Origin of the sequence: Pseudomonas sp. 29 (genome assembly GCF_002754355.1) — a bacterium.
In the GTDB taxonomy this organism is placed as follows: domain Bacteria; phylum Pseudomonadota; class Gammaproteobacteria; order Pseudomonadales; family Pseudomonadaceae; genus Aquipseudomonas; species Aquipseudomonas neuropathica.
On the sequence record NZ_PEEY01000001.1, the window covers coordinates 530,937 to 555,178 of the forward strand.

Genomic DNA, 24,242 nt, shown 5'->3' on the forward strand with positions numbered 1-24,242 from the left:
CTTGAATTAGTTGTGCGACGTGGCTGGGGTGGCGTTGGCTGTGGTCAGGGTGTCTCCCTGGAAGCCGCCGCCCAGCGCTTGCATCAGTTGAATCGACAGGTCGATCTGCTCGGCATTGAGGGTGGCCAACTGACGCTGGGCCTGCAGCAATTGCTGCTCGATGCTGAGCACGTCCAGGTAGTTGCCGATGCCGGAACCGTAACGTTGGACCACGGTGTTGTAAGAATCCTGAGCAATGTCGGTGGCGTGTTGCTGCGCACCGATCTGCCGGCCGATGTCACGCAACTGGTTGATCGTGTCGCTGACATCGCCCAGTGCTTTCACCAGACTTTTGTTGTACTGCGCCACCGCCAGATCGTAATCGGCGTCGCGCGCATCGAGGTTGGCGCGCAGGCGCCCGCCATCGAAGATCGGCACCGAGATGGTCGGGGCAATGTTGAAGAAGCGACTGGCCGAACCGAACATCGCGTCCCCCAACAAAGATTCGGCACCGGCCGAGGCCGACAGGTTCAAATTGGGATAGAAGCGGGTTTTCGCCGAGTCGATGTCTTTGCTCGCCGCCTCGACACGCCAGCGTGCGGCGACCAGATCCGGGCGACGACCGAGCAGTTCCGCCGGCAACACCGACGGTACGGCGACAGCGCTGGCTTGCAGGACTTTCGGGCGGGCGATTTCGTTGCCGCGATCCGGGCCTTTGCCGAGCAGCACGGCCAAGGCGATCTTGGCGCTGTTCAGGCGTTTTTCCGCATCGATCAGGCTGGCTTCGGAACTGGCTTCCAGACTTTGTGTTTGCTGGAACTGGTACTGACTGTCGATCCCGGAACTCAGGCGACGCTGGCTCAGGTCGAGCATCTGCTTGGTGCGCTTGAGGTCTTCGTTCGCCAGGTCATAAACGATGTGCGCCTGACCGAGATCGCTGTAGGCACGGGCGACATCGGCAGCAAGCGTCAACTGCGCAGCCTGACGATCAACTTCAGCCGCGCGGGCCTGACCGAGTGCAGCTTCCCAGGCATCACGCTGACCGCCCCAGAGGTCGAAGTTGTAATTGAAACCGGCGCTGACGTTACGCACGGTGGCGTAGGCATCGCCCTGCCCTCGCGGGTCCTGATCCTTGGCCAGACGCGAACGGCTGATGCCGGCGCTGGCGTCGAGGGTCGGATAGCGCGCGGCGTCGGCGGCATACGCGGCGGCGCTGGCCTGATGGGCGCGGGCTTCGGCGATTTGCATGTCCGGGCTGTCGTGCAGGGCTTCGCGGATCAAGCCGTCGAGTTGCGGATCGCCGAGGCTGGTCCACCAGTCGCTTTTCGGCCACGCGGCCGGCGACAGGGTCACGCCGTTGAGGGATTTGCCGATTTTCAGGTTTTTCGCATCGAGACTCGCGCCCGACGTGTCGAGGCCGCTGTAGTTGGCGCAACCGGCGAGGATCATCGCCGACAGCGCCAGGGTCAGGCTGCTGCGCAAGGTTTTACCGCTCATTGTGTTCACCTAACCGCTGGATGGTGATCGGGTCACCGGCTGCCAGCAGGATTTTCTTGAGGATGTATTCCAGGGTCTTCAACTCGTCCGGGGTGACGGCGCCGGCCAGTTCATTCATTGCGTCGGCGCCGATGTGCGGCAGGCGATCGGCCAGTTGCTGGCCTTGTTCGGTCAGCTTGAGTTGCACCTGACGGCGATCGCCTTCGCTGCGGTGGCGAGCCAGAAAGCCTTTCTGCTCCAGACGATCGAGCATGCGCGTCATCGAACCGCTGTCGAGCGACAGGTGCCGGCAAAGCTCGGCCGGGGTATCGACGCCGAACTGCGCCATGATGATCAACACCTTGAACTGCGCGGCGGTGATGCCGTGGGGTTCCATGTGGGTGTCGATGATCCGGTCCTTGAGCAGCGCAGCACGGCCAAGCAACAGGCCGAGATGGCAATGTTTGAATTCGTCCGGGGTGAAATGCTTCATTTGCTCACCTAATAACTGCCTAGGCAGTGAATGTATGTCGAGATGTTACTGCTTAGGCAGCGAATGTCAACGTAATAGTTAGGAGGCTTGGTAATTAGTTGACCAATGGAGTTGGTTTTTTCGGCGCACACGCGGACGCTTTCGCGAGCAAGCTCGCTCCCACAGGGTCTTGCGTCAGCCAGAAAATATTGGCAACGACACAAAACCTGTGGGAGCGAGCTTGCTCGCGAAGGGCGCGACTCGGTGTAAGTTCGGTCAGGATTCGTCGGAAGGATGCACAGGTGGCGGCTGCACCGGATGCACCTCACGCCCGCGCAACGCAGTGGCCACATACCCAAACGCCCGCTTGCTCACCGCATACATGCTGTGCCAGCCCGGCGGTGCTGGCTCGATCGCAGCATGCAACGCTCGCGCATAGTCGAGCACCAGTCCGGGCGTCCAGGCCATCGCCTCTGCCCGTTTGCGCACTTGCGCGGCGACCCAGAACTCGGGGCTGAAAATGATCCGGGCGAAATCCAGCATGCTCGAATGGCCCCGGTTCATCGCCCCTTCCAAGGCCGCTTCAAGGCTATGGGCGACGGCACTGGAACAATTGCGGCTGGTGAGGTTGTACGTGCTGTTCTGCCGATACTCCGTCCAGAACGCATGCAGGCGCCGGGCGTCGTAATGAGCAAAACTGACCTGCACTGAGGATGGACACCAGTCCGCCACCTCGCCGGCATAGTCCGGCAAAAACCTGCCGGCAACATCGTTGTTCGGCGTCGCCCGCAGCAAGCGCACAAAATCCCTCGCCGAACGATCGATGTCGTCCTGCGGGTAATGGCTGATGTAAATGTCCGGGCCACATTCCAGTGCCGCGTGACCGGCGGAGATCACGCCGTTGATGTCGACCGCCGCGATGTAGCGGTTGAGCAGGCGATTGCGCACCAGGGTGTCGTCGACGGTGCCGCTGGGGGTCCAGACGTGAATCACCAACGCGTCGCTGCTGGCCGGCGTACTCACTGCAGCAGGATTCGTCAGCGGCAACTGATTTTTGAAGCGCACGGCTTGCCGCAACAAGGCGCAACCGGTCAGGAACAGGCTCATGCCAATGCAGAACGGCACCGTGCCCTTGTACAGCGTCGGATACGGTTCGAGGATAAACACGCCAAAGCCGATTTCGAACAGCCCCGCCAGCAGCGACACTCGCCAACCGACAAAGCGCACCACCAGCGCAGCCGCCAGCCGAAAGCCCCCATCAATGATGAAAGCCCCGCCAAACAGCACCGCCAGAATCAGCCCGGCAGCGTGTTGCCGGTCGACGATCAGCAGCCCCAGCAAGAGAAAAGCCAGTCCGCGCGCTCTGCGCAGGGCCGCAGCGGTCCCGGCTTGCGGTGCCGGCACCAGCAGCAGAATCAGGGCTTCGAGCAACAACAGGTAACCGAAGAGATGCAGCGGGAAATACAGAACGCCGTCCAGCGCATCAATGAAGATGCCCACACCGGCCGCGCCCCAGACAATGCCCGTCAACGCCAGCGCGGACCAACGCTTGCGCACAAAGTCGTGACCGAGCAAGACCATACTCAAGCGGACCATATGACCTCTCTGGTGAACCGGGGGCCGCACAATCTGCACGGTTTTCAGGCTTCGGTGAGTCTAATACATCGCCGCGTTTGCGCAGGCGCGGGAGCGTGTTCTAAGAATCGCCTGATGTCCATCGGCAAACGGCGTGTTTAACGTACGCCGCTCTTTGGCCAATTACGTAAACCCCTTCATGAAGCGTTTCAAGCTCCAGCACCCGCTCCTGTTTTGTATCGCAGCCAGTTTGCTTGTCTGCGCCTCGAACGTGATGGCCGGCAGCTGTGTTGCAGTCAACTCAAAGACTGAAACCCTCAATTTTGGCGCCAGTCTCGCCAGTTCGACTCTGACCATTGCTGACGACACACCCAATGGCACCGTGGTCTATCAGGATACAGTGCATTCAAATGGCCATGTCTGGAGCTGCTCGAGGATTTCCCTGTATGGCATTCAGATGAATCCGGAACTGGGCACTGCCACCAGTAAGGACAGTATTTTTCCGCTGGGCAAGAGCGGACTGTCCTACCGCGTCTGGTTCCAAGCCCTGAGCCGTTACGAAACAGCTTTGCAAGCCATCGCCGCCAACTCCGCCTATGGCTTCGGCGCGAACTCCGTGCGTCTGGAAATCATCAAAACCGGCGAGTTGACGTCGAAAGTCAACATCGACGCGGGGTATCTGGGCAGCCTGCAGAGCGATGATCTGATCCTGACGAAACTTAACCTGATGAACCCCATCGTGCTGAACGCCGCCTCCTGCCAGACCCCTTCCGTCCCGGTCGCGATGGGCGATGACTATCAACTCCAGGACTTTAGCGACGCGGGCGCCAAACCCCGCACCGTGCGCTTCGACATCGCCTTGAATCAGTGCCAGACCGGCATCAAGAAAGTCACCTATTCGCTCAAGGCCACGACACCCGTCATCGACGCGACCAAGGGCATCGTCGCCCTCAACAGCACCTCCACCGCCAGCGGCATCGGCCTGCAATTGATGAACGATGTCGGGCAGCCGATTTCCTTCGATACCACCTACCCGTTCAACGCCTTCACCACCACCGGCACCGATTTCAAGATCCCGTTAACCGCCGCGTACTACCGTCTGCCCACGGGCGAACTCAAGGCCGGCAGCGCCAACACCGAAGTCACCTTCATCGTCAACTACCTCTAGCACTCTAAGGATCGTCTGATTTTCCCCGCTCCCGGCCCTCCCTAGAGTGCCGGGATGAGATTGAAGAACTACCTCCATCAGATCAGCCCGCTCCTGTCCTCGCCCGATGCGGCGCGGCGCCTGCTGCGCATTTTTGCCCTGGTGCTGCTGGTGGGCATTCTCGGCGGTGTCTACAGCTTCCTGCTGTTTACCTTCAACAATGAGATTTCACAGCGGCGCAGCTACATGAGCAGCGCCATCGCCGAAGCGCATACGTTTTTCACCACCCGCGAAGCGCTGCTGGAAAGCCTGAGCCTGTCGGCCACACGCAAGGCGAAAATAAACGTGCCGGTGTCCGAGGAAGAAATCCGTTTGCTGCTGGGGCAAACGCCGGGCAAGCAATGGAGCATCTGGCTGACCCAGCGCATGCGCGATTACCTGAAAGCCAAGCAGCTCAATCTGCTGTATGTCAGCAATGGCGGTCATGTATTGCGGCTATACAACGCGACGCCGCTGGTCGTCGGTTTGCCACAGGCCACGCTGGATCAACTGGAGTCGCTCAAGCTCACAGCGACATTATCGGAACTGTGGCTGACCCATGCTGCAGACGGCCACTCGCGGCTGTACATCTTCATCCGCCTGGATGAACGCGACGTCCACTCCGGCTGGCTTGGTCTGGAAATGGACGACCGTGAAGTCTCCAGAGCCTTGAACGACCACAGTGCCGGCGAGTTCACCATGTTCAACTCACAAGGCAAACCGCTGTTCAGCAACAGCCACAAACCACCGCCAGAACAGCACCTGCCGTTGCTGCGACAACAGGATTTCTTCGGCTTCGTTGGCGATGGCTGGCTGCCCGAGCAATTGGTGTTGCGCAAGCAGCTGAAATCCTCGGACTGGCAGCTGACTTACTCCATCGACTTGCTGGCGGTACTGCGTGCCCTATGGCCACAAATGCTCGGCGCGCTGCTGTTTTGCGTGTTGAGTATCAGCCTGGTGTGCCTGTTGGTCCGACGTCTGGAGCATCGTTTCATTACCCCGGCGATCCAGCGCATTCAGGCGCTGGTGGAAAGCGAACTGTTCAGCCGCGACGTGATTCAGACCGCGCCGGTGGCCCTGTGCGTACTGCGCCGCAGTGACGGCCAAGTGGTGCTGGACAACACCCTCGCCCGGCAATGGCTGGGCCAGTGCAGCGAGCAACTGGGGGCTGGCTGGATCCGCGATGCGTTTGACCAACACACGCCGTGCCTGACCGATTACTTCGAGACTGCCGACGGTCGGCACCTGTACCTGAGCTGTGCGCCGACCCGCTACAAAGGTGAAGACGTCTTGCTCTGTGCGTTCAGTGACATCAGCGCTCGGCGACAGATCGAAGCAGCACTGGAACAGGCGCGCCAATCGGCCGATGCCGCCAACGAAGCCAAGACCCTGTTCCTGGCGACCATGAGCCACGAAATCCGCACCCCGCTCTACGGTGTGCTGGGCACCCTGGAATTGCTCGCACGAACACAGTTGGACACTCAGCAGAAAAGTTACCTGCGGGCGATCGAGGGATCATCGGCGACGTTGCTGCAGTTGATTTGCGACGTGCTCGATGTGTCGAAGATCGAGGCCGGGCAACTGGCGCTGGAGCTGAGCGAGTTTTCCGTCCCGGAACTGGTGCACGAAGTGGTGCAAGGCTATGCCGCCGCCGCGCAAAGCAAAGGTCTGCAACTCTATGCCTGCCTGGACCCGCAACTGCCTGAGCGCTTGATCGGCGATGTCAGTCGGGTGCGGCAGATCCTCAACAATCTGCTGAGCAACGCGGTCAAGTTCACCGATTCCGGGCGCGTGGTATTGCGGGTCAGACTGCTCGCTCGCGAAGGCGAACGCGTGAACCTGCAATGGCAGGTTTCCGACACCGGCAAAGGCATCGCCCATGACGATCAGGCGTTCATTTTCGAGCCGTTCTACCAGACCGCCGGCAACACCAATGTGGTCGCCGGCACGGGCCTCGGTCTGCCCATTTGCCAACGTCTGACGCACTTGATGAACGGCACTCTGCGCATGGTCAGCGAGCCGGGCCTGGGCAGCAGTTTTTCCCTCAGCGTGCCGCTGGAGCAACGTTCCTGCGAGGCACCATCCGCTGCTGTGCCGCCCTTGGCAGCGGACCTCATTTATGTCGTTTCGCCCGTACGCGAACTGGCCGACAGCATCAGTGGCTGGTTGCGCCGCTGGGGCGCCCGCGCGCATATCGGCGCACCGGATAGCATCGAGCCGGATTCGACGGCGCTGCTGCTGGAGCTGTATCCCGCAGCCTTCGGACAGCGCCCGAACCTGGCATGGCGTGGGCCGCGCGTACTGGCCAGCGGTGACGGCGCCCATGAGCCGCAGTTCAGCGGCGACGGCTGGCAGGTCAATCTGAATGATCTGCTGGCGATTCAACGGGCCGTTCGCCAGGCCCAGAGCGGCCAGATCGTTCACCGCCCGCAAGACAGTGAACCCCATGCCCTGCGTCCGTTGCGCCTGCACATTCTGGTGGCCGAAGACAACGTCATCAATCAGTTGATCCTGCGCGATCAGCTCGAAGAACTGGGCTGCACCGTAGCGCTGGCCAGCGATGGCGAAGAGGCCTTGTCGCTGTGGCCCGACGCTGCGTTCGACATCGTCCTGACTGACGTCAACATGCCCCGACTCAACGGCTACGAACTGGCCAAAGCCCTGCGGCGCCTCGGTTGCAGCATCCCGATCATCGGCGCGACCGCCAACGCCCTGCGCGGTGAGGATGCGCTGTGCCTGGCTGCGGGCATGAATCACTGCCTGGTCAAACCTTTTACGCTACGAGCCTTGTTCGCTGTCCTGGCTCCCTACGAACGAGTCGTCCATGAAGCCCTGTAGCATTCTGATTGTCGAAGATCACCCCTTCCAGCACCTGTATTTGCAGAACCTGTTCAGCGAGTTGGGCGACTTCGATCTGGCGTGCGCCAAGGACGGCGAAGAAGCGCTGGACTGCCTGAAACAACGTGATTTCGATCTGGTGCTCACCGACCTGCTGATGCCGGGCATGGACGGTGTGCAATTCATTCAGGGCCTCGCCGCGCAACGTTCGCGCCCGGCACTGGCGATCATGAGCGCCGCCTCACGACGCATGCTGATGGGCGCGAGCCTGGTGGCGAGCAACCTGCAAGTGAAAGTCATCGGGCTGATTTCGAAACCGGTGAATGCCGCCGCCCTGCGCTGTCTGATCGATCAATTGCAGGCGCTGCGCCAGAGCGTCCCGGCGGCGATCCATCCCGGCATCGATCGCCAGAGTATTTGCAACGCCCTCGACAACGGTGAACTGCAAGCCTGGTTTCAACCGAAGAAGGCTTTGAACAATGGCCGGATCGTCGCCGCCGAAGCGCTGGTACGCTGGAATCATCCTGAACATGGCACGCTGCTGCCCGGGGTATTTTTGCCGGCGTTGATTGCGTTCGGTCTCGAAGAGCCGTTGCTCTGGTGCGTGCTGAAACAGGCGATCGCCGCCCAAGCGACCTGGCGCGAACAGGGCTATGACATTCCGGTTTCGGTCAACCTGCCCACGCACCTGCTCAACAGCCACGACCTGCCCGACCGCATCCTCGCTTTCGTGCTTGCCCATCAAGGCTTGCCCGCGCGGATCTGTTTCGAGTTGATGGAGTGCTCGGTGCCCGATGACATCAGCAATTTCTACGCTGGCGCGTGCCGTCTGCGGATCAAGGGTTTCGGTCTGTCGCAGGATGATTTCGGCAAGGGCTACAGCTCGTACATGAACCTGGTGTCGGCGCCGTTCACCGAACTGAAAATCGACCGCGCGCTGGTGCAAGGCTGCAACGCCAACGCCGAACTCGCGCAGGCGCTGACCAGCATTGTCAGCCTCGGTCGACAATTGGGTCTGACCGTGGTGGCCGAAGGTGTAGAAACCGCACAAGAACTTGCTCTGTTGCGTAAAATCGACTGCACTCAGGTTCAGGGTTTCCTGATCTCCCACGCCGTTTCAGCCGATCAGTTCCAGCACTTGCTGACCCACGACGGGCCGGCGAACGCCTGTTGAGCGGCACGTGGCGGTTGTTGAACGTCGCTTGCTACCGAGGTCATTGTGTCCCAAGGCTGCCCCATCACCGCTGGTCAGGCGCTGTAATGCCGCATACCAATGCATTTCTGGACAAACTGGCCAGCAGTTCGCTGCGTTTGAACAAAAGTCTGCTGCTGCTCGGCGCCCTGGTGTTGCTGCTGTTGGGCATCAGCTATCTGGGCGTGCAGCGCATGCTCGAAGAGCAGCGCGACACCCTGCAATTTCACTTCGCCCGGTTGATGGAAAATATCCATGAGCAGGAAGTGTTCCTGCGCGATATCTCCCAGGCCAGTGCCAAAGGCCAATATTTCCCTTTGGTGGTGTTGCCCACCTATTCGCAAAAGCTGCTGCCCGATGAAGGCCCGAATATCTATGAAGGTCGCGGCTTGCCGTTTTCACTGCCGTTCAGTGTAAAGATCGATCCGAACAGAATCGCCGCCGACCAATACCCCAAGGTTTTCGCGCTGGGCAGTTATCTGGCCGCCTACTACAGCGCATTCTGGGCGGCGTCACACTATCAGTCGCCGCAAGTGATCCTGCTCAATGGCCCCGACAACTTCGACGTGGCCGTGCCCTCCGCCGGGCGCTTGCGCGGTGCCGGCCCGATGCAGATCGGCGCGTTTGCCCACGTCATGAGCCAGGTGAACCAGCATGCACGCGAGCAGCCGTCATCAGTCCCGGATCATCAAGTGCATTGGGTGCCCTACCCGCCCACTCAGGACAGCGAGGCAACACCGACGCTGCTGGCCTACGTCAGGATCAATCTGCTGCAGCCAACGCTTACCATTGAGGGCGCCGATTCCTGGGTGGTGCTCGGCACGTTGCTGAAACTGTCTCAGGTCAACAATATCGAGCGCTTGATGGAGTGGTCGATTTACGATGACTTCACCTTGATCACCCCGGCCGGCGTGGTCTTGACCGGCGCACAGAGATCCGACCAGGAACTGGATGAGGGGATAAATTTCGACCGTGACGGCCTGGTGTTCAAACTGAGCAGCCCCGGCGCACAGCACTGGACCGCGATCTACGTCATCAGCCTGCGCAGTTTTCTCAGTTACGCGCTGTGGCCATTGCTGTGCCTGGTGGCGGTGGTGCTGGCGTTGCTCGGTTGCGGTCGGGTCATCAATCGCTGGTACACCGCGCGCGTGATCATCCCCGCGCAAAGTGCGCACGCGAGCATCGCCGAAAGCGAGGCGTTCAGCCGTGCGGTGATCGACACCGCACCGACCGGCCTCTGTGTGATTCGCCGCAGCGATCACCACGTGCTCCTGGAAAACCAGCGCGCCCAGCAATGGCACGACAGCAGCCGTTTGATGAGCCTGCTCAAGTCACACAGCGAGTCCGGCCATGCCGATCTCGAGATCGACGGGCGTCATCTGCATCTGGCTTTCGTCTCGACGCGCTATCAAGGCCAGGATGCCTGGTTGTGTGCGTTGCATGACGTGACCCGGCATATCGAAGACGCCGCCGCCCTGGAAGAAGCCCGTCATGCGGCCGACTCGGCCAACCAGGCCAAGAGCCGCTTCCTCGCCACCATGAGCCATGAAATTCGTACCCCGCTCTACGGCGTGCTGGGCACCCTCGAATTGCTCGGTCTGACACCGCTCGCCCCACGCCAGCAGGATTATCTGGACACCATCCAGCGTTCCTCCGCCAGCCTGTTCAAGCTGATCAGCGATGTGCTGGATGTGTCGAAGATCGAGGCCGGGCAAATGACCCTTGAGCTTCAGGACTTCTGCCCGCTGGAGCTGACTGAAGATGTCGTGCGTACTTACAGCGCATTTGCCCGCGCCAAAGGCCTGCAACTGTATGCCTGCATCGATTCGGGCTTGCCGGATCAACTGCGCGGTGACCCGTTGCGCATCCGCCAGATCCTCAACAACCTGCTGAGCAACGCGATCAAGTTCACCGACAACGGTCGCGTGGTGCTGCGCGTGCGCGTGTTGCAAAACGCCGCTGGCAGCGCCGAAGTGCAATGGCAGGTCAGCGACTCGGGGGTGGGTATTTCCCCGGCGCAGCAACAGCAATTGTTCGACCCGTTCTATCAGGTCAACGATGCCGACAGTCAGGCCGGCGCGGGTCTGGGCCTAGCCATCTGCAAATGGCTGTGCGAGTTGATGCTAGGGAAGTTGAGCGTGGTCAGCGAACCGGGACTGGGCAGCAGTTTTACCCTGCAACTCACGCTGGAGAACGTGCCGGGCGCATTGGCCGACTGCCCCGCTTTCGTGGCCGGCAGCCCCGCCGTTTATGTACGTGCACCGATCAGCGAACTGGCGCTGCACCTGATGGCCTGGCTCAACCGTTTTGGTCTGGATTGCCGCTTGGTGACGACCGAGATGCCACCACTCTCGGCGCTACTGGTGGACCTCACCCCGCTCGACAATGCCCCGCACTGGAGCGGGCCACGGATCGTCGCTTTGTCGGGCGGCCCAAATCCGGCGCAACTGAATGGCCCCGACTGGACGGTCGACGCCAACGATGTCCGCGCGATTGCCTGGGCTATTTATCTGGCACAACACGGCGCCAATGCGCAGCGCCCAGCCGCGTTGCAGGCAAAGACCCGCCCACTGAATCTGCAGGTGCTGGTGGCCGAAGACAACGTGATCAACGCGGCGATCATCAAGGAGCAACTGGAGGCTCTGGGCTGCTCGGTGGTCGTCGCCGCGAATGGCGAACAAGCCTTGGCGCAGTGGGCGCCCGGCCGCTTCGATCTGCTGCTGACCGACGTCAACATGCCGGTCATGAACGGTTACCGACTGGCCGAGGCTGTACGCCAGCAGGACTCGACGCTGCCGATCATCGGCGTCACCGCCAACGCCCTGCGCGAAGAAGGCGAACGCTGCGCCGCCGTCGGCATGAACGCGTGGATGGTCAAGCCGCTGAACCTCGCTACCTTGCGCACGCAACTTGAGCAGCATTGCAAAATCGCTGTGGCACCCGTTATCGATGCCCCGCCGTCGCTATCTGCAAAAATGCGCGAGTTGTTTGTCACCACCCTGCGCCAGGATATTCAGACCACCCTGGCGGCACTGGATGCGGCCGACGCCAACAGCGTGGCGCAGCAACTGCACAGCATGGCGGGGGCGCTAGGGGCAGTGCAGATCAATGCCTTGGCCAGCGCGTTTGTCGAGCTGGAATGTCGCTTGACCGGCATGGCCGTGACGCCCGCTCTGGCCGTGGCGGTGCGACAAAATCTGACGCGGCTGCAAGATCTGCTCGACTCCCTCGAATAACTTCACTCTGGATAAATCACTCATGGAAACCTTCAACGTTGTCATTGCCGATGATCATCCCATCGTGCTGCTGGGGGTGCGGGAACTGGTCGAGCGTGACCAACGCTTTCGCGTGGTGGGCGAAGCCGTTGGCTCCGATGAGCTGATCCAGCTGCTGGAGACCAAGCCTGTAGATCTGTTGATCACCGACTTCAACATGCCCGCCGATTCGCCTTACGGTGACGGCCTGAAACTGGTGGAGTACCTGATAAGGCACTTTCCCAAGGTTCGAGTGCTGGTACTGACGATGATTTCCAATCCATTGATCCTGACGCGCCTGCAGGAACTGGGTGTGCTGGCAGTCATTCAGAAAAACCAGTTGCACGACGAAATCGAGACCGCACTCAAAGCCATCGCCAAAGGCAACCCGGTGCGCTGGCAGGCACCCGCGCCGACATCTGTAGTGAACGACGGCGCTGATCTGGATGAACGGTTTTCCCGGTTGTCGCCCAAGGAGCATGAAATCCTGCGCTTGTTCGTTCAGGGCCAGGGCGTCAACGACATTGCCCGTTACTTGAACAGAAGTGCTAAAACCATCAGTACGCAAAAAATATCGGCAATGCGCAAACTTGAAGTCTGCAGTGATCAGGACTTATTGGCTTATTGCATAGAGCGCAACTTGTTTAACTAACAGGTAATGACACTCTAGTTAAAGACGACTTCTAGGAATCGTCTGATGTTCCAGCAAAAGTGCGCGCTATATCGTGTTGTTGTTTTAACCCCAACCATTGGAAAACAACATGAAAAAGCTGACTCGCGCACTTCTCGCCCTTTCGATCATTGCCGCTGCCGGCAACGCTCTGGCAGAAGATCCACCGGCCCCAACCCCGACTAAGGCTGGTAGCGGCACCATCAACTTCACCGGCACCATCAACAACGATGCCTGCTCGGTTGAAGGCGCCGGAAGCAACAAAACCATTTCGGTCAACATGGGCGAAGTGTCGATCAAGGACATGGGCACCGCCACTGCACCTAAAGGCAACGGCACCCTGAGCGCCGAAAACTTCGACATGAAGATCAACTGCAACGCCGGCACAAAAGTGGCGATGATTTTCGAACCGACCAAGGGCGCAGGCTCGGGCATCGTGGCCGGGACCAAAGTGCTGAAGCTGATCGACGGCCTGGGCGCTGCGAAGAACATCGGTATCGCCTTACTCGACTCCAACGGCGCGTTGATCGACCTGAGCTCGCCATCCACCGCGAAGATCGAAAACACCCTGCAAGACAGCAACACCACGCTGAAATTCTCGGCCGCCTACGTCACCACCGCCGATGTGGCAACTGCCGTTGCCGGTCGTGGCGATGCCACCCTGCCGTTCACCCTGCAATACGAATAACCCGCGCGAATGCTCGAGCCCGGTGCGGGGCCACGCGGCCCCGCGCTTTCAATCACTTGCGCGGTAACCATCATGTTTTATCGTCACTCATTGTCCTTTTGCGCAGGCCTGCTGGGCCTGTTCGTGGTCAATCAGGCCACGGCCGGCATTTCCTTGAGCAGCACCCGTCTGGTCTTCGACGGCCAGCACAAGGAAGCCGGCATCACCGTACGTAACAGCGGTGCAGATGTCCTGGTCCAGTCGTGGATCGACACCGACGCCAGCGAATCCGCGTCCGTGCCGTTTGCGGTTACGCCGCCGTTGGTGCGCGTCAGCGGCGACGAACAGCAAATACTGCGGGTCATCTACGAAGGCACCGGCATGCCGAGCGACCGCGAATCGGTGGTCTGGCTCAACGTGCAGGAAATCCCCCAGAACGCGAAGACCCAGAACACTTTGCAGCTCGCTGTGCGCCAGCGCATCAAGGTGTTCTTCCGCCCGGCCGGCCTGAAAAACAACGCCTATCTAGCACCGGGCGAATTGACCTGGCGCTTGGCCGAGCGTGCCGGCAAAAGCGTGCTGGTGGTGAACAATCCCGGCCTGTATCACGTGTCGATTGCCGATATCACCTTGCAATCCGGCGCACTCAGCGAGCACCCGTTTGATTCGATGATGATTGCCCCCGGCGAACGCAAAGAGTTCGACCTCAAACAACTTCATTCAACTAATGCGGCAAATTTGTTGTTCAGCAGCATTAACGACTATGGCGCCCAAGATCGTTATACCGCGCAACTTTCCAACAGCGCTGACACCAGCGCCAGTCCAAAGAAAGAAACGCCATAACTCGCGAATCGCTCTGATCGCACACTTTCACTGTATTTCTCTTCGCTCCGTTAGTTCGTATCGGAGGTGATATAGGGTTCCTGCATGTTTTTACTCAAACGCGACGGTTTGACGTCGTTGTTGATCGCCTCGGCTATCAGCTCGGCGTGCCAGGCTGACGGCGAAGAACAGTTCAACACGTCGTTTCTGCAAGGTGCCGCGTCGACTGTCGATGTGCAATCGCTGCTCGCCAGCAACAGCGTACTGCCCGGCAACTACCGGGTTGACCTCTACAGCAACGACACGCTGGTCGGTCGTCGCGACATCGACTTCCGACGCCACCCCGGCAGCGGCAAGATCCAGGCCTGCCTGACCCTGGAGATGGTCCAGCAATTGGGCGTCGATATCGCCAAACTGCAAGCGAGCAGCAAGCTCGACGCCAACGATCCCGACGCCTGCCTCGACCTGCCCGCATTGATCGATCATGCCTCCGTGCGTTACGACGTACCGCGCCTGCGCCTGTTGGTCAGCGTGCCGCAAAGCGCCATGGAGCGTGGTCGGCGCGGTTACGTCGACCCCGCCCTGTGGGACGAAGGCGTGCCGGCCGCGTTCATCAACTATCAGGTCAGCAGCAATCGCAACAGCACCCAGTCTGCCAACACGCTTTCCAATAACGTCGGCCTGCGCAACGGCATCAACCTGGGTGGCTGGCGCTTGCGCAACGAGTCCAACTTCAACAGCAGCACGGGCCAGCCGAGCACCTTCAAAAGCAGCCGCAGCTATCTGCAACATGACCTGACCGCGTTGAAAGGCCAGTTCAGTGCCGGGGATATTTTCTCCGACGCCGACCTGTTCGACAGCGTGCGCTATCGCGGCTTGAAACTGGCCTCCGATGACGGCATGCGCGCCGACAGCGAGCGCGGCTATGCGCCAGTGATTCGCGGGATTGCCCAGTCCAGCGCCACGGTGGAAATTCGTCAGAACAACTACATCCTCTACACCACCAACGTGCCGCCGGGCCCCTTCGAGATCAGCGATATCTATCCCAGCGGTTCCAACGGCGATCTGGAAATCACGATTATCGAGGCCGACGGTCAGCGCCGGGTGACAGTGCAGGCGTTTTCCAGCCTGCCGATCATGGTGCGCCAGGGGCAGTTGAAGTACAGCGTCTCGGCCGGCCGCTACAACAGCAACAGCGATGATCAGCAATCGCCGCAGTTCGTCAGCAGCACACTGGCCTATGGCATCAGCAGCAACTTGTCCGGCATCGTCGGCGTGCAAGCGACCGAGAATTTTCAGGCGCTGTCCGTGGGCGCCGGGCGTAATACGCCGATCGGCGCCGTGTCACTGGACCTGACGCACTCCGCCAGCCGCACCTTTGGCCAAGTGGTCAAAGGCAACAGTTTGCGCGCGCTGTACGCCAAGACATTTACCGGCACCGACACCAGCTTCACCCTTGCCGCTTACCGCTATTCGACCGAGGGTTATCGCACCCTCACCGACCACGTCGAGGAACTGAGCCACGAGGGCGAAAAACGCACGGGTAACTCGAAAACCCGCACCGACCTGACCATCAACCAGAGCCTGGGGACTAACCAGCAATATGGCAGCGTTTACCTCAACGCCAGTGACCAGCGTTATTGGGGACGCGGCGGATCGCAAAGCCTGTCGGCGGGTTACAGCAATTACTGGGGCGATGTCAGCTACAACCTCGGCGCGACCTACACCAAGGACGTCGGCAACTATGGGCCAGCGAACAATGACACTTTGGTCAATCTGTCGCTGTCATTCCCGCTGGGTTCAAAACCGCGCGCGCCGCGAGCGTTCGTTTCCGCCAGTACACAGAAAGCCACCGACAGCACCCAGGTCGGAATCAACGGTTACCTGACGGAAGACAGCGACACTTATTACTCGGTGCAAGGCGGTAACAGCAGCACTGGTGGCAGCAGCGGTTCGGCCAATATCAGCACGCGAACATCGGTGATGGATATCAGCGCCGGTTACAGCCAGGGGCGCGGCTACAACTCGCAGAATCTCAATCTGGCCGGCTCGATCGTCGGCCACGGCGGCGGGATCAACCTCGGGCAAACCGTGGGTGAGACGTTTGCGTTGGCGCAGGTCGAAGGCGTTTCCGGGGTGAAAATCGGCAGCTTCTCCGGGGCGAAAACCGGACGTAACGGCTATGCCGTGGTGCCCAATGCGCAGCCCTATCGCGTGAACTGGATCAACCTCGACACCCGCGATCTGGGCGCCGATATCGAAATTGACAATGCGACCCGGCAAGTGGTGCCGCGCCGTGGAGCAGTGGTGCTGGCGCGTTATGCGAGCAAGACTGGACGGCGCGTGCAATTTGCCTTGTTCGATGCGCAGCACCAGTCGATTCCTTTCGGTGCTTCGGTGGAAGATGGCGCGGGTAAGCAACTGGCGATCTCCGACCCGAGCGGCAAGGCACTGGCGTTGGTCGAGGATGACGCCGGCACGCTGACCATCAACTGGCAGGGCCAGCGCTGTGAAGCACCGTATGCGTTACCTGAACGTGACAAGGCGTTGAACTATGAACGGGCCTCGCTGGTGTGCCGCCCGTCCCCAGTTAATTTGCCGTAAGAAAAAATCCTTGCCCACCACAGATCAGTGTAGGAGTGAGCCTGCTCGCGATAAGGCCATCAGCCGCACCATTGATATCGACTGAAAAAACGCCATCGCGAGCAGGCTCACTCCTACAGGGGAACGCATTCCAAATGTAGGGGTGAGCCTGCTCGCGATTGAAGCGGCTCGGTTCAGGAGAAAGCGCGATCTAGAAATCGCGCTTGTAGAAGATATCCAGCGAACTCGCGACGCCACTGGCCGCCTCGACATACACCTTCTTGCTCAGCTTATAGCGCAGCGCAATGGTGCTGGCCGGTTCAAACACGCCCACGCCATAACGCAAACTGAGCTTCTCGGTAATATTGCCGCTGGCCACAACACTGGTGGCATCGCCGCTGCCTGCCGTGTCGAGCTGAAAGTCCTGAATGCCCAGATCCTTGGCCAGGCTGCTGGTGACCCCGGAGCTGCCCATCAAGCCCAGACCCAACGCCGCTTGCGCGAGCATGTTGTTGTCTTCGCCGTTGGTGCTCAGCGGACGACCCAAGACCAGATAGGACAGCGCCTGCTCCTGGCTCATCGCCGGCTCGGAGAAGATCTGCGTAGTCGGCTGCTCGGCACTGCCGCTCAGGCGAATACCGGCGATCACGTCGTCAGTCTGGCGGATCGCTTCGATGTCCAGATACGGTTGATCGAGGGGGCCGGCGAACAACAGACGCGCCCGCCGCACTTGCAGGCGCTGGCCGTAGGCACTGTAGCGACCGTCGTTGAGCCACAGTTCGCCACGGGTGTCCATGTTGTCGCCGATGTGCACATGACCTTGCACGTTGGCGGTCAGACCAAAACCGGCGAAGGCCAGTTTGTCTTCGCCGACCACGACGTCGATGTCCATTTTCATCGCCATCGGTGGTTTACCCTCTTCGGTCTGCGCACCGACGATGATCGTGTCATCGGAGACTTTCACCGTTGATGGCGGCAATTCGCGCACGGTGATTTCGCCTCGCGGAACCTGCACCTTACCGGCAATCGCCAACTCATCGCCGGCCATGGAAATCTTCAGATCCGGGGCCACTTCCAGCTTGGCATACGGCTCGACCGTAACCGGCAATTGCGTGCCTTTGAGCGCCAGATCGACCACCAACGCCTGACCCCAGGCGACGTTACCGTTCAGACTGCCCTGCCCGCTCTTGCCGCTTTTCCAGCCGCCGTCGAGGCGTACCGATTCGCCGGCAATCACAGCGGTGAGTTGCAGATTCTGCAGCTCCATCGGCAACTCGGCGCCGGACACTTCGCCATCGCTGAGTTGAACGGTGCCGTTGACCAGCGGCGCGAGCAATCCGCCGGAAATCGTGCCGCTGCCATTCAGGCGGCCGGTGAGTTTTTCAACCATCGGCACAAACGGCCGCGCCACCGACAGATCCAGCCCGCTGAGGCGGAACGAGCCGCTCAGTGGTTTGTTTTTCGGCAGTGGATTGAGCTGCGCCTGCACCATCAACTCGCCGAGTTTGCCGCCGACGAAATTGAGTTCGGTATCGACGCGCTTGGGCGTGAGTTTGCTGGTGAGTTTCAGGGTCTGGTACGGGAAGTCCAGCCACTGATCCTTTTCCTTCATGCGCAAGGTGCCGCCGCTGGCGTCAATGCTGACAACACCGTTCGGGCCGCTCGCTGGCAGATCCAGTTGCAGATCGGCGTTGAGCTTACCCTTCCAGGCGAAATCTTTTGGCAGCCATTGCGCGAGGCTTTCGATCGGGAACTGCTTGAGGTGGTAGCGCAGTTTCGGCTCCGGCATCAGCCGTTGATCTTCACCGCACAGGCTGGCGTCGCCGGACATCCAGCAATGCGCGCCAAAGTTAATTTTGCCGTCTGCCAGACGTTCGAGCTTGGCCGGGCTTTGCAGTTTCCAGTCCTGGCCACCGGCCTGAATATCGCCACTGCCCAGACGACCACGCCAGTTGCCCTTGTCCAGATTGCCATCCAGACCGAGGGCTAGTTTCAGCTTCGGCCCGATCAGATCGAGGTCGAGTTTCTGCTTTTTGATGTCGCCTTGAGCGCTGGCGGTCAAAACGCCCAAGTTAGTGTCGCCGGCCTGAATGCCGCTGCCTTTCAGATCGATCTTTGCCCGCTGCGCACTGTCGAGGGTGGCGTCGAGGTTGAGGCTTTGCAGGCGATTGTCCTGGAAGGCCAATTGCGAACCTTGCAGATCGAGTTTGCCCTGCGGTGCTTTCAACGTGCCGGCGACATTGACCTGACCGTTGACCTGCCCGCGCAATTGCGGCCAGAGCTGGGCCAGTCGCGACAGCTTGATATCGATCTGCCCGGTGAGTTTCTGTTGCAGACTGCCCTTGCCGCTGATGCTGTTGTCGCCGAGGCGGATTTGCAGGGCATTCAGATTCCACTGTTCGCCAGCACCGTCAGCCTTGGCCTGGAGGATCGCCGGTTGCCCGCGCAGTTTGCCTTTCAAGTCGAGGTCGGCGGTGAGGCTCAGGCGCTCGTTCTTCATTTCGCCTTGGCTTTTCAGCGGCCCGGCCAAGGTGCCCGGCAACTCGGCGACCCAGTACGCCGGATTCAGCGCCGACAGCTCTAGCGCGGTGTCCCAGGCGATGCCATCGGCGAACTGCACATTGACGTGCCCTTCAGCCTTGCCCTGCCCGGCTTGCATTTTCAATTGCGGCAAAGCGATCTGTTTAAGGCTTCCGCTGAACGGACTGCTCAGGGTAAACGCGCCCGCCGGGCCATCCAGTGCGGCGGCGAAGTTGCCGAGGTACTGACCATCGGTGTAGGAGACTTCGCCCGTGAAGGTGCGCAAAGCGACCTCAGGTTCGTCGATTTCGTTGTAGAGCCGATGCCACGGAAAGTCCTGCCAGTTGATGTTGGCTTGGGCGCTGAGGCCTTTGCTCCAGTCAACACTGCCGGTGAGTTTCAGGCTTTGTTTGTCGTTGGCCGTCAGGTCGAGACTGGCAATCTGCGCGCCACTGGCGTCGACTTTGCCTTGCAGCAACAGCGCGACCGGACCTTTGTCGGCAGGCAGCGTGGCGTTGCCGTTGAGCTGGTAACCGCTTTTCAGGTCACCCTCACCGGTCAGCACCAGTTGGTTGAGTTGCAGGGTGTCCGGCAGGTCGGCGCTCGGTTTGAACGCCTCGCTAGTGATGCGCACCTTGGCTGGCAGGTTCTCCGCCAGCGGTTGCAATTCACCACTCAACTGGCCGTCGAGGTAACCCCGGCTGTCGGCATGCAGGTTGAGGGTTTTCAACAGGTCACCGTCGATCTTCAACGCCAGCGTCCATGGCCCCGTGCCCGGCGACGGCAACGTCAGGTCGCCGCTGATGTTCAGCGGCCAGTTGCCGGTCGGCGCGAGTGTGCCGGACAGGTTCAGGCTGAGGTCGTCGCGCTGCAATTTCACGCTGTCGATCTGCATGCCTTGCGCGGTCCAGTGCGCCGCCAGTTGCAAACCCTTGAGCTGTTCGCTGCCGTTGAACAACAGGCTGCCGACCTGCACGTCGCCCAGTTCGATGGCCACCGGCAATTGCAGATCCGGCAGTTTGATCGGGCCGCTTTCGGTGGTTTCTTCGCTCGGCGGGAATTGCAGAATGACCTGATCAGCCTTGAGCTGTTCGATGCACAAGGTCATACGCGTCAGGCACAACGGCGACCAGGCGAAAATCGCCTTGTTCAGCTCGACGCGGCTGCTGTCCTGCTGCCACAGCAGATGATCGGCACTCCATTGCCCGCCGAGGCGACCCTGGAAATTCTCCACCGTCAGCCCCGGAACGAGACCCAGTACCCAACGGCTGCCAGCCGCCGTGCCGAGTACGGCGGGGACACTCAATACAATCAACAACACCAGCGCCAACAACGCCAGCGCCGTAATTTTCAAACCACGCTTCACAGCTCAGGCCCCATGGAAAAGTGCAGCCGGATGCCGCCATCGTCGTCGAGTGCGTGGGCCAGGTCGAGGCGGATCGGCCCCACCGGCGAGACCCAGCGCACACCAATACCGACCCCGGTCTTGAGGTTCGGCAGTTCGAGTTTATTGAAGGAGTTGCCTTGGTCGACGAAGGTCGCCACACGCCATTTTTCGGCGATCGAGTATTGATACTCGACGCTGCCGGCGACCATGTAGCGGCCACCGATGCGATCGCCTTTGGAGTTTTCCGGGGACAGGCTCTGGTAGTCGTAACCGCGCACACTTTGATCGCCACCGGCAAAGAAGCGCAGCGACGGCGGCACCGAGTTGTAGCCGTTGGTGGCGCTGCCACCGACCTGCACGCGACCCAGGAAGCGATGTTTGTCGAATACTGTGGTCAGGCCTTTGACCAGCGCCGTGCCATACAGAAGGTTGTTGTCGGAGCCGAGGCCTTCCTTCGCCACTTTGCTTTCGAAGCTCAGGCGATAGCCGTTGTGCGGGTCGATGCGGTTATCGCTTTTCAGGTACGAGTAACTGATGCCGGGCATCAGCAAGGTACTCAGGCCGGAGTCATCGCCGAGTTCATATTCTTCACGCTGCCATTTCAGCGAGATCACCCGCTGCCAGCCGCTCGGTAATTTGCTGTGCCATTCCGGGCCGAAGGTCAGCAGTTTGCTCAGGGTGTCGGAGCCGTCGATGTCTTCGAATTGATAGCCGCCGGCCCAACGCAGTTTGTCGGTCAGTGGCGGGTCGAGCGGGATGTCGTAGAACAGCCCGACGTTTTGCCGGGGCGCCGAGAGTTCGGCTTCCCAGCCATAGCTGTCGCCCTGCGGGTTGACCCAGTGGCGCGTCCAGTTGGCTTTGATGCGCGGGCCGACGTCGGTCGAATAACCGAGGCCCAGGCCCATGGTCCGTGGTTTGCGCGTGTCGAGTTTGACGTCGACCGGGATCACATCGTTCTTCGCGGCGGTCGGTGCGGCATCGACGCGTATGCCTTCGAAATAACCGCTCGATTGCAAATCACGGTTCAGCTCTGCGATCAGCTCGGAATCGTACGGCTCGCCTTCCTTGAACGGCACCATGCGTTGCAGCAGGTCTTCGTCGAACGGCGTGTCACCTTCGAATTTGACTTTGCCCAGCGCATAACGCGGGCCGCTGTCGTAGATCAGTTCGATGTCAGCCACCCCGGCGCGCGGGTCGACCATGAGTTTTTGACGGGTGAAATGGCCACTGAAGAAACCGAAGCGCGAGGCCTGATTCTGAATAAGTCTTTTGGCGTCTTCATAACGCCCATGGTTGAGCACCGCACCGGACTTGAGCGCGTCGCTTTTCGGTACACGAAAAGATTTGAGGGAGGCAGCCGGGCCGTCGACACGAATGGTGACGTTGCGCAGGTGAATAGGCTCGCCGGGATCGATGTTCAACACCAGGCGCGGCTTGTCGCCGCCCTTGACGTCACTTTCAATCTGCGGCTGGTAGTAGCCCAACGCCTGAGCCGCTTTGCGCGCCTGCTCTTCGGCACCGCGACTGAAGCGCTGCAGGGCTTCTTCGTCACGATCGCCGAGGCTGCCGATATAGCCTTCTATATTGGCCTTGAGTTCATCGTTGGACGGTTTGATCCGCACATCCAATTCACTTTGCGCCAGCGCCGTGCAGCTGGTTAACAGCAGGAGCACGCCACTGGTAAATCTTCCTGGAAACTTCATAGGCGCGGATGCTATCACGGGCTTGGGAGCGTGATAGAACAGGAAATTTCCCAAGAAGTTCGATTGTCATGCTGTTGCAGTTTGTAACACCTGCGGATTGGCGTGGAAAAATACGTGTTCGCGCACCGGGCCGACGGCAACTTCGCCGATCTCTTCGTAACCCTGCCTTTTATAGAATTCCAGATATCGTGGGTTGCCAGTGTCGAGCACTACGCCTTGCGAGGTTTCGTCAACGGCGCACCAGTTGTGTACGGCGGTCAGCAATTGTTCGCCGAAGTGTTTGCCCTGGAACTGCGGGTGAATGCCCAACAAGGGAAGCATGTGCACGGAATCGCTGGGCACACACGCGGCGACGGCGTCGTGGTATTCCAGATAGCGTCGGGTGCAACGAAAACCGGTGCTGAGCACCATGCGCAGGCGCCACGCCCAACTCTCGGTGATGCCCAAACGCCGTTGCGGTGGCGCGATCAGGGCGATGCCGATCAGGCGGTCGTTGACCAGCAGGCCAATGGCCGGCAGATCCTGCAGAAAGTGTTGCTTGACCAGTTCCCGCACCGTCGCCCGCACGCGCTGTTCGTAGCCGGGGCGTTCGGCTTCGAACAGATAGCCGAAGGTCGGCTCGTGGCGATAGGCCTGATAGAGCAGCGAGCGGGCTTCGCGGGAATAGCCGCGGTCGAGCATATGAATGTCGGCGATGGCGGTCTGGGTTTCAGGCATGACAGTGACTCTCCCCGGGGCGCGTTCAAATGGCGGCGCTCTTGTTGGTACGAACCTTTTACGGGTGGCGTGGTTCCCCACAGGTATAGACCAACCTTGGATCTTCATCGACTGGGCGGACGCTATCGCGAGCAGGCTCACTCCTACATTTGGAATGCGTTCCCCCTGTAGGAGTGAGCCTGCTCGCGATGGCGCCATTGCTGACAACACAAATCCCACAGACAAAAGTGATTTCTCCTACCCCACACTGGCCCATCTCCCCCATGTCAGCTAGCATCGCCCTTTTGCCAGGACTGCCGACCATGAAGATCGTTTCCTTCAACATCAACGGACTGCGCGCCCGTCCGCATCAGCTGGCAGCGCTGATCGAAAAACACCAGCCGGACGTGATCGGCCTGCAGGAAACCAAGGTCCACGACGACCAGTTCCCGCTCGAAGAAGTCCGCGCCCTCGGCTACCACGTGTATTTCCACGGCCAGAAAGGCCATTACGGCGTGGCCATGCTCTCGCGCAAGGAGCCGATCGCCATCCACAAAGGTTTCGCCACCGACGAAGAAGACGCTCAGCGTCGCTTTATCTGGGGCACGTTCGCCGACGCCAATGGCGTACCGGTGACCATCATGAACGGCTATTTCCCTCAGGGTGAAAGCCGCGACCACCCAACCAAATTCCCCGCCAAGCAGCGTTTCTACAGCGATCTGCAAGCGCTGCTGGAAAGCCAGTTCCACAACGAGCAGCCGCTGGTGGTGATGGGCGATGTGAATATTTCCCCGGAAGACTGCGACATCGGCATCGGCCCGGACAACATGAAGCGCTGGCTGAAAACCGGTAAATGCAGCTTCCTGCCGGAAGAGCGCGAGTGGATGGCACGCCTGAAGAACTGGGGTCTGACCGACAGCTATCGCCACTTGAACCCGGACGTGACCGACATGTTCAGCTGGTTCGACTACCGCAGCCGTGGTTTTGAAGATGAACCGAAGCGTGGGCTGCGCATCGATGTGATTCTGGCGTCCCATGGTTTGTTGCCACGGGTGAAGGCCGCCGGTGTCGACTATGAATTGCGCGGGATGGAAAAGCCTTCCGATCATGCGCCGATCTGGCTGGAACTCAGCTGATCCCTAGCCTTACGCAATACCTGTAGGAGTGAGCCTGCTCGCGATAGCGGTGAATCAGACGACATAAATGTTGACCGGTACACCGC

15 protein-coding genes are annotated in these 24,242 nt (G+C 60.2%); 9 read left to right on the top strand and 6 right to left on the bottom strand.

Features of this window, described 5'->3' with window-relative positions; translation table 11 throughout:
* Positions 1 to 6: 6 nt before the first annotated feature.
* From CLU80_RS02455 to CLU80_RS02465, 3 genes are all read right to left on the bottom strand, one after another.
* Positions 7 to 1,476: an efflux transporter outer membrane subunit gene (locus tag CLU80_RS02455; protein WP_099756660.1), complete on the bottom strand. Its 1,470-nt coding sequence runs from the start codon at positions 1,474 to 1,476 to the stop codon at positions 7 to 9.
* Entirely contained in the window at positions 1,466 to 1,948 is a 483-nt protein-coding gene (locus tag CLU80_RS02460; RefSeq protein ID WP_095189882.1) for a MarR family winged helix-turn-helix transcriptional regulator, read from the bottom strand. The genes CLU80_RS02455 and CLU80_RS02460 overlap by 11 nt, the downstream gene beginning before the upstream one ends.
* Positions 1,949 to 2,203: 255 nt before the next feature.
* Positions 2,204 to 3,523 carry a DUF308 domain-containing protein gene (locus CLU80_RS02465; protein ID WP_099756661.1) on the bottom strand — a complete coding sequence of 440 codons (1,320 nt, stop codon included), beginning with the start codon at positions 3,521 to 3,523 and terminating at the stop codon, positions 2,204 to 2,206.
* 253 nt (positions 3,524 to 3,776) lie between these two features.
* On the opposite strand from CLU80_RS02465, the gene CLU80_RS02470 reads away from it, so the two are divergent.
* From CLU80_RS02470 to CLU80_RS02505, 8 genes are all read left to right on the top strand, one after another.
* The gene (locus tag CLU80_RS02470) at positions 3,777 to 4,670 is read left to right on the top strand and encodes a fimbrial protein (protein WP_256573903.1); all 894 of its coding nucleotides are present in this window, start codon (positions 3,777 to 3,779) and stop codon (positions 4,668 to 4,670) included.
* Positions 4,671 to 4,724: 54 nt separating this feature from the next.
* Positions 4,725 to 7,526: an ATP-binding protein gene (locus CLU80_RS02475; RefSeq protein WP_099756662.1), complete on the top strand. Its 2,802-nt coding sequence runs from the start codon at positions 4,725 to 4,727 to the stop codon at positions 7,524 to 7,526.
* A complete protein-coding gene (gene pvrR, locus CLU80_RS02480; protein ID WP_099756663.1) occupies positions 7,513 to 8,700 on the top strand; it encodes a response regulator cyclic di-GMP phosphodiesterase PvrR in 1,188 nt (395 codons plus the stop codon). The genes CLU80_RS02475 and pvrR overlap by 14 nt, the downstream gene beginning before the upstream one ends.
* An 86-nt stretch (positions 8,701 to 8,786) precedes the next feature.
* A complete protein-coding gene (locus CLU80_RS02485) occupies positions 8,787 to 11,954 on the top strand; it encodes a hybrid sensor histidine kinase/response regulator (protein WP_099756664.1) in 3,168 nt (1,055 codons plus the stop codon).
* Between the two features lie 22 nt (positions 11,955 to 11,976).
* Entirely contained in the window at positions 11,977 to 12,624 is a 648-nt protein-coding gene (locus CLU80_RS02490; protein ID WP_099756665.1) for a response regulator, read from the top strand.
* A 109-nt stretch (positions 12,625 to 12,733) separates the two neighbouring features.
* Positions 12,734 to 13,330 carry a fimbrial protein gene (locus tag CLU80_RS02495; protein WP_099756666.1) on the top strand — a complete coding sequence of 199 codons (597 nt, stop codon included), beginning with the start codon at positions 12,734 to 12,736 and terminating at the stop codon, positions 13,328 to 13,330.
* Positions 13,331 to 13,402: 72 nt separating this feature from the next.
* Positions 13,403 to 14,152 carry a fimbrial biogenesis chaperone gene (locus CLU80_RS02500; protein ID WP_099756667.1) on the top strand — a complete coding sequence of 250 codons (750 nt, stop codon included), beginning with the start codon at positions 13,403 to 13,405 and terminating at the stop codon, positions 14,150 to 14,152.
* 84 nt (positions 14,153 to 14,236) lie between these two features.
* Entirely contained in the window at positions 14,237 to 16,735 is a 2,499-nt protein-coding gene (locus CLU80_RS02505) for a fimbria/pilus outer membrane usher protein (protein WP_099756668.1), read from the top strand.
* Between the two features lie 190 nt (positions 16,736 to 16,925).
* Here CLU80_RS02505 and CLU80_RS02515 read toward each other — a convergent pair whose 3' ends face one another.
* The 3 genes from CLU80_RS02515 to CLU80_RS02525 all read right to left on the bottom strand — a co-directional run bounded on the left by CLU80_RS02515 (position 16,926) and on the right by CLU80_RS02525 (position 23,041).
* Complete coding sequence (locus tag CLU80_RS02515) at positions 16,926 to 20,600, bottom strand: translocation/assembly module TamB domain-containing protein (RefSeq protein ID WP_099756669.1); 3,675 nt, start codon at positions 20,598 to 20,600, stop codon at positions 16,926 to 16,928.
* Positions 20,597 to 22,324, bottom strand: coding sequence for an autotransporter assembly complex protein TamA (locus tag CLU80_RS02520; protein WP_099756670.1), 1,728 nt, complete (start codon positions 22,322 to 22,324; stop codon positions 20,597 to 20,599). The genes CLU80_RS02515 and CLU80_RS02520 overlap by 4 nt, the downstream gene beginning before the upstream one ends.
* Positions 22,325 to 22,390: 66 nt before the next feature.
* The gene (locus CLU80_RS02525) at positions 22,391 to 23,041 is read right to left on the bottom strand and encodes a GNAT family N-acetyltransferase (RefSeq protein ID WP_007912451.1); all 651 of its coding nucleotides are present in this window, start codon (positions 23,039 to 23,041) and stop codon (positions 22,391 to 22,393) included.
* Between the two features lie 302 nt (positions 23,042 to 23,343).
* Between CLU80_RS02525 and xthA the strand changes: the two genes are divergently transcribed.
* A complete protein-coding gene (xthA, locus tag CLU80_RS02530; RefSeq protein WP_064389273.1) occupies positions 23,344 to 24,156 on the top strand; it encodes an exodeoxyribonuclease III in 813 nt (270 codons plus the stop codon).
* The last annotated feature ends 86 nt before the right edge of the window (positions 24,157 to 24,242 follow it).

What these genes read in the sequence shown, in the direction of transcription:
- CLU80_RS02455 (WP_099756660.1), bottom strand. Translation starts at nt 1,476, where the DNA reads ATGAGCGGTAAAACCTTGCGCAGCAGCCTGACCCTGGCGCTGTCGGCG.
- CLU80_RS02460 (WP_095189882.1), bottom strand. Translation starts at nt 1,948, where the DNA reads ATGAAGCATTTCACCCCGGACGAATTCAAACATTGCCATCTCGGCCTG.
- CLU80_RS02465 (WP_099756661.1), bottom strand. Translation starts at nt 3,523, where the DNA reads ATGGTCCGCTTGAGTATGGTCTTGCTCGGTCACGACTTTGTGCGCAAG.
- CLU80_RS02470 (WP_256573903.1), top strand. Translation starts at nt 3,777, where the DNA reads ATGGCCGGCAGCTGTGTTGCAGTCAACTCAAAGACTGAAACCCTCAAT.
- CLU80_RS02475 (WP_099756662.1), top strand. Translation starts at nt 4,725, where the DNA reads ATGAGATTGAAGAACTACCTCCATCAGATCAGCCCGCTCCTGTCCTCG.
- pvrR (WP_099756663.1), top strand. Translation starts at nt 7,513, where the DNA reads ATGAAGCCCTGTAGCATTCTGATTGTCGAAGATCACCCCTTCCAGCAC.
- CLU80_RS02485 (WP_099756664.1), top strand. Translation starts at nt 8,787, where the DNA reads ATGCCGCATACCAATGCATTTCTGGACAAACTGGCCAGCAGTTCGCTG.
- CLU80_RS02490 (WP_099756665.1), top strand. Translation starts at nt 11,977, where the DNA reads ATGGAAACCTTCAACGTTGTCATTGCCGATGATCATCCCATCGTGCTG.
- CLU80_RS02495 (WP_099756666.1), top strand. Translation starts at nt 12,734, where the DNA reads ATGAAAAAGCTGACTCGCGCACTTCTCGCCCTTTCGATCATTGCCGCT.
- CLU80_RS02500 (WP_099756667.1), top strand. Translation starts at nt 13,403, where the DNA reads ATGTTTTATCGTCACTCATTGTCCTTTTGCGCAGGCCTGCTGGGCCTG.
- CLU80_RS02505 (WP_099756668.1), top strand. Translation starts at nt 14,237, where the DNA reads ATGTTTTTACTCAAACGCGACGGTTTGACGTCGTTGTTGATCGCCTCG.
- CLU80_RS02520 (WP_099756670.1), bottom strand. Translation starts at nt 22,324, where the DNA reads ATGAAGTTTCCAGGAAGATTTACCAGTGGCGTGCTCCTGCTGTTAACC.
- CLU80_RS02525 (WP_007912451.1), bottom strand. Translation starts at nt 23,041, where the DNA reads ATGCCTGAAACCCAGACCGCCATCGCCGACATTCATATGCTCGACCGC.
- xthA (WP_064389273.1), top strand. Translation starts at nt 23,344, where the DNA reads ATGAAGATCGTTTCCTTCAACATCAACGGACTGCGCGCCCGTCCGCAT.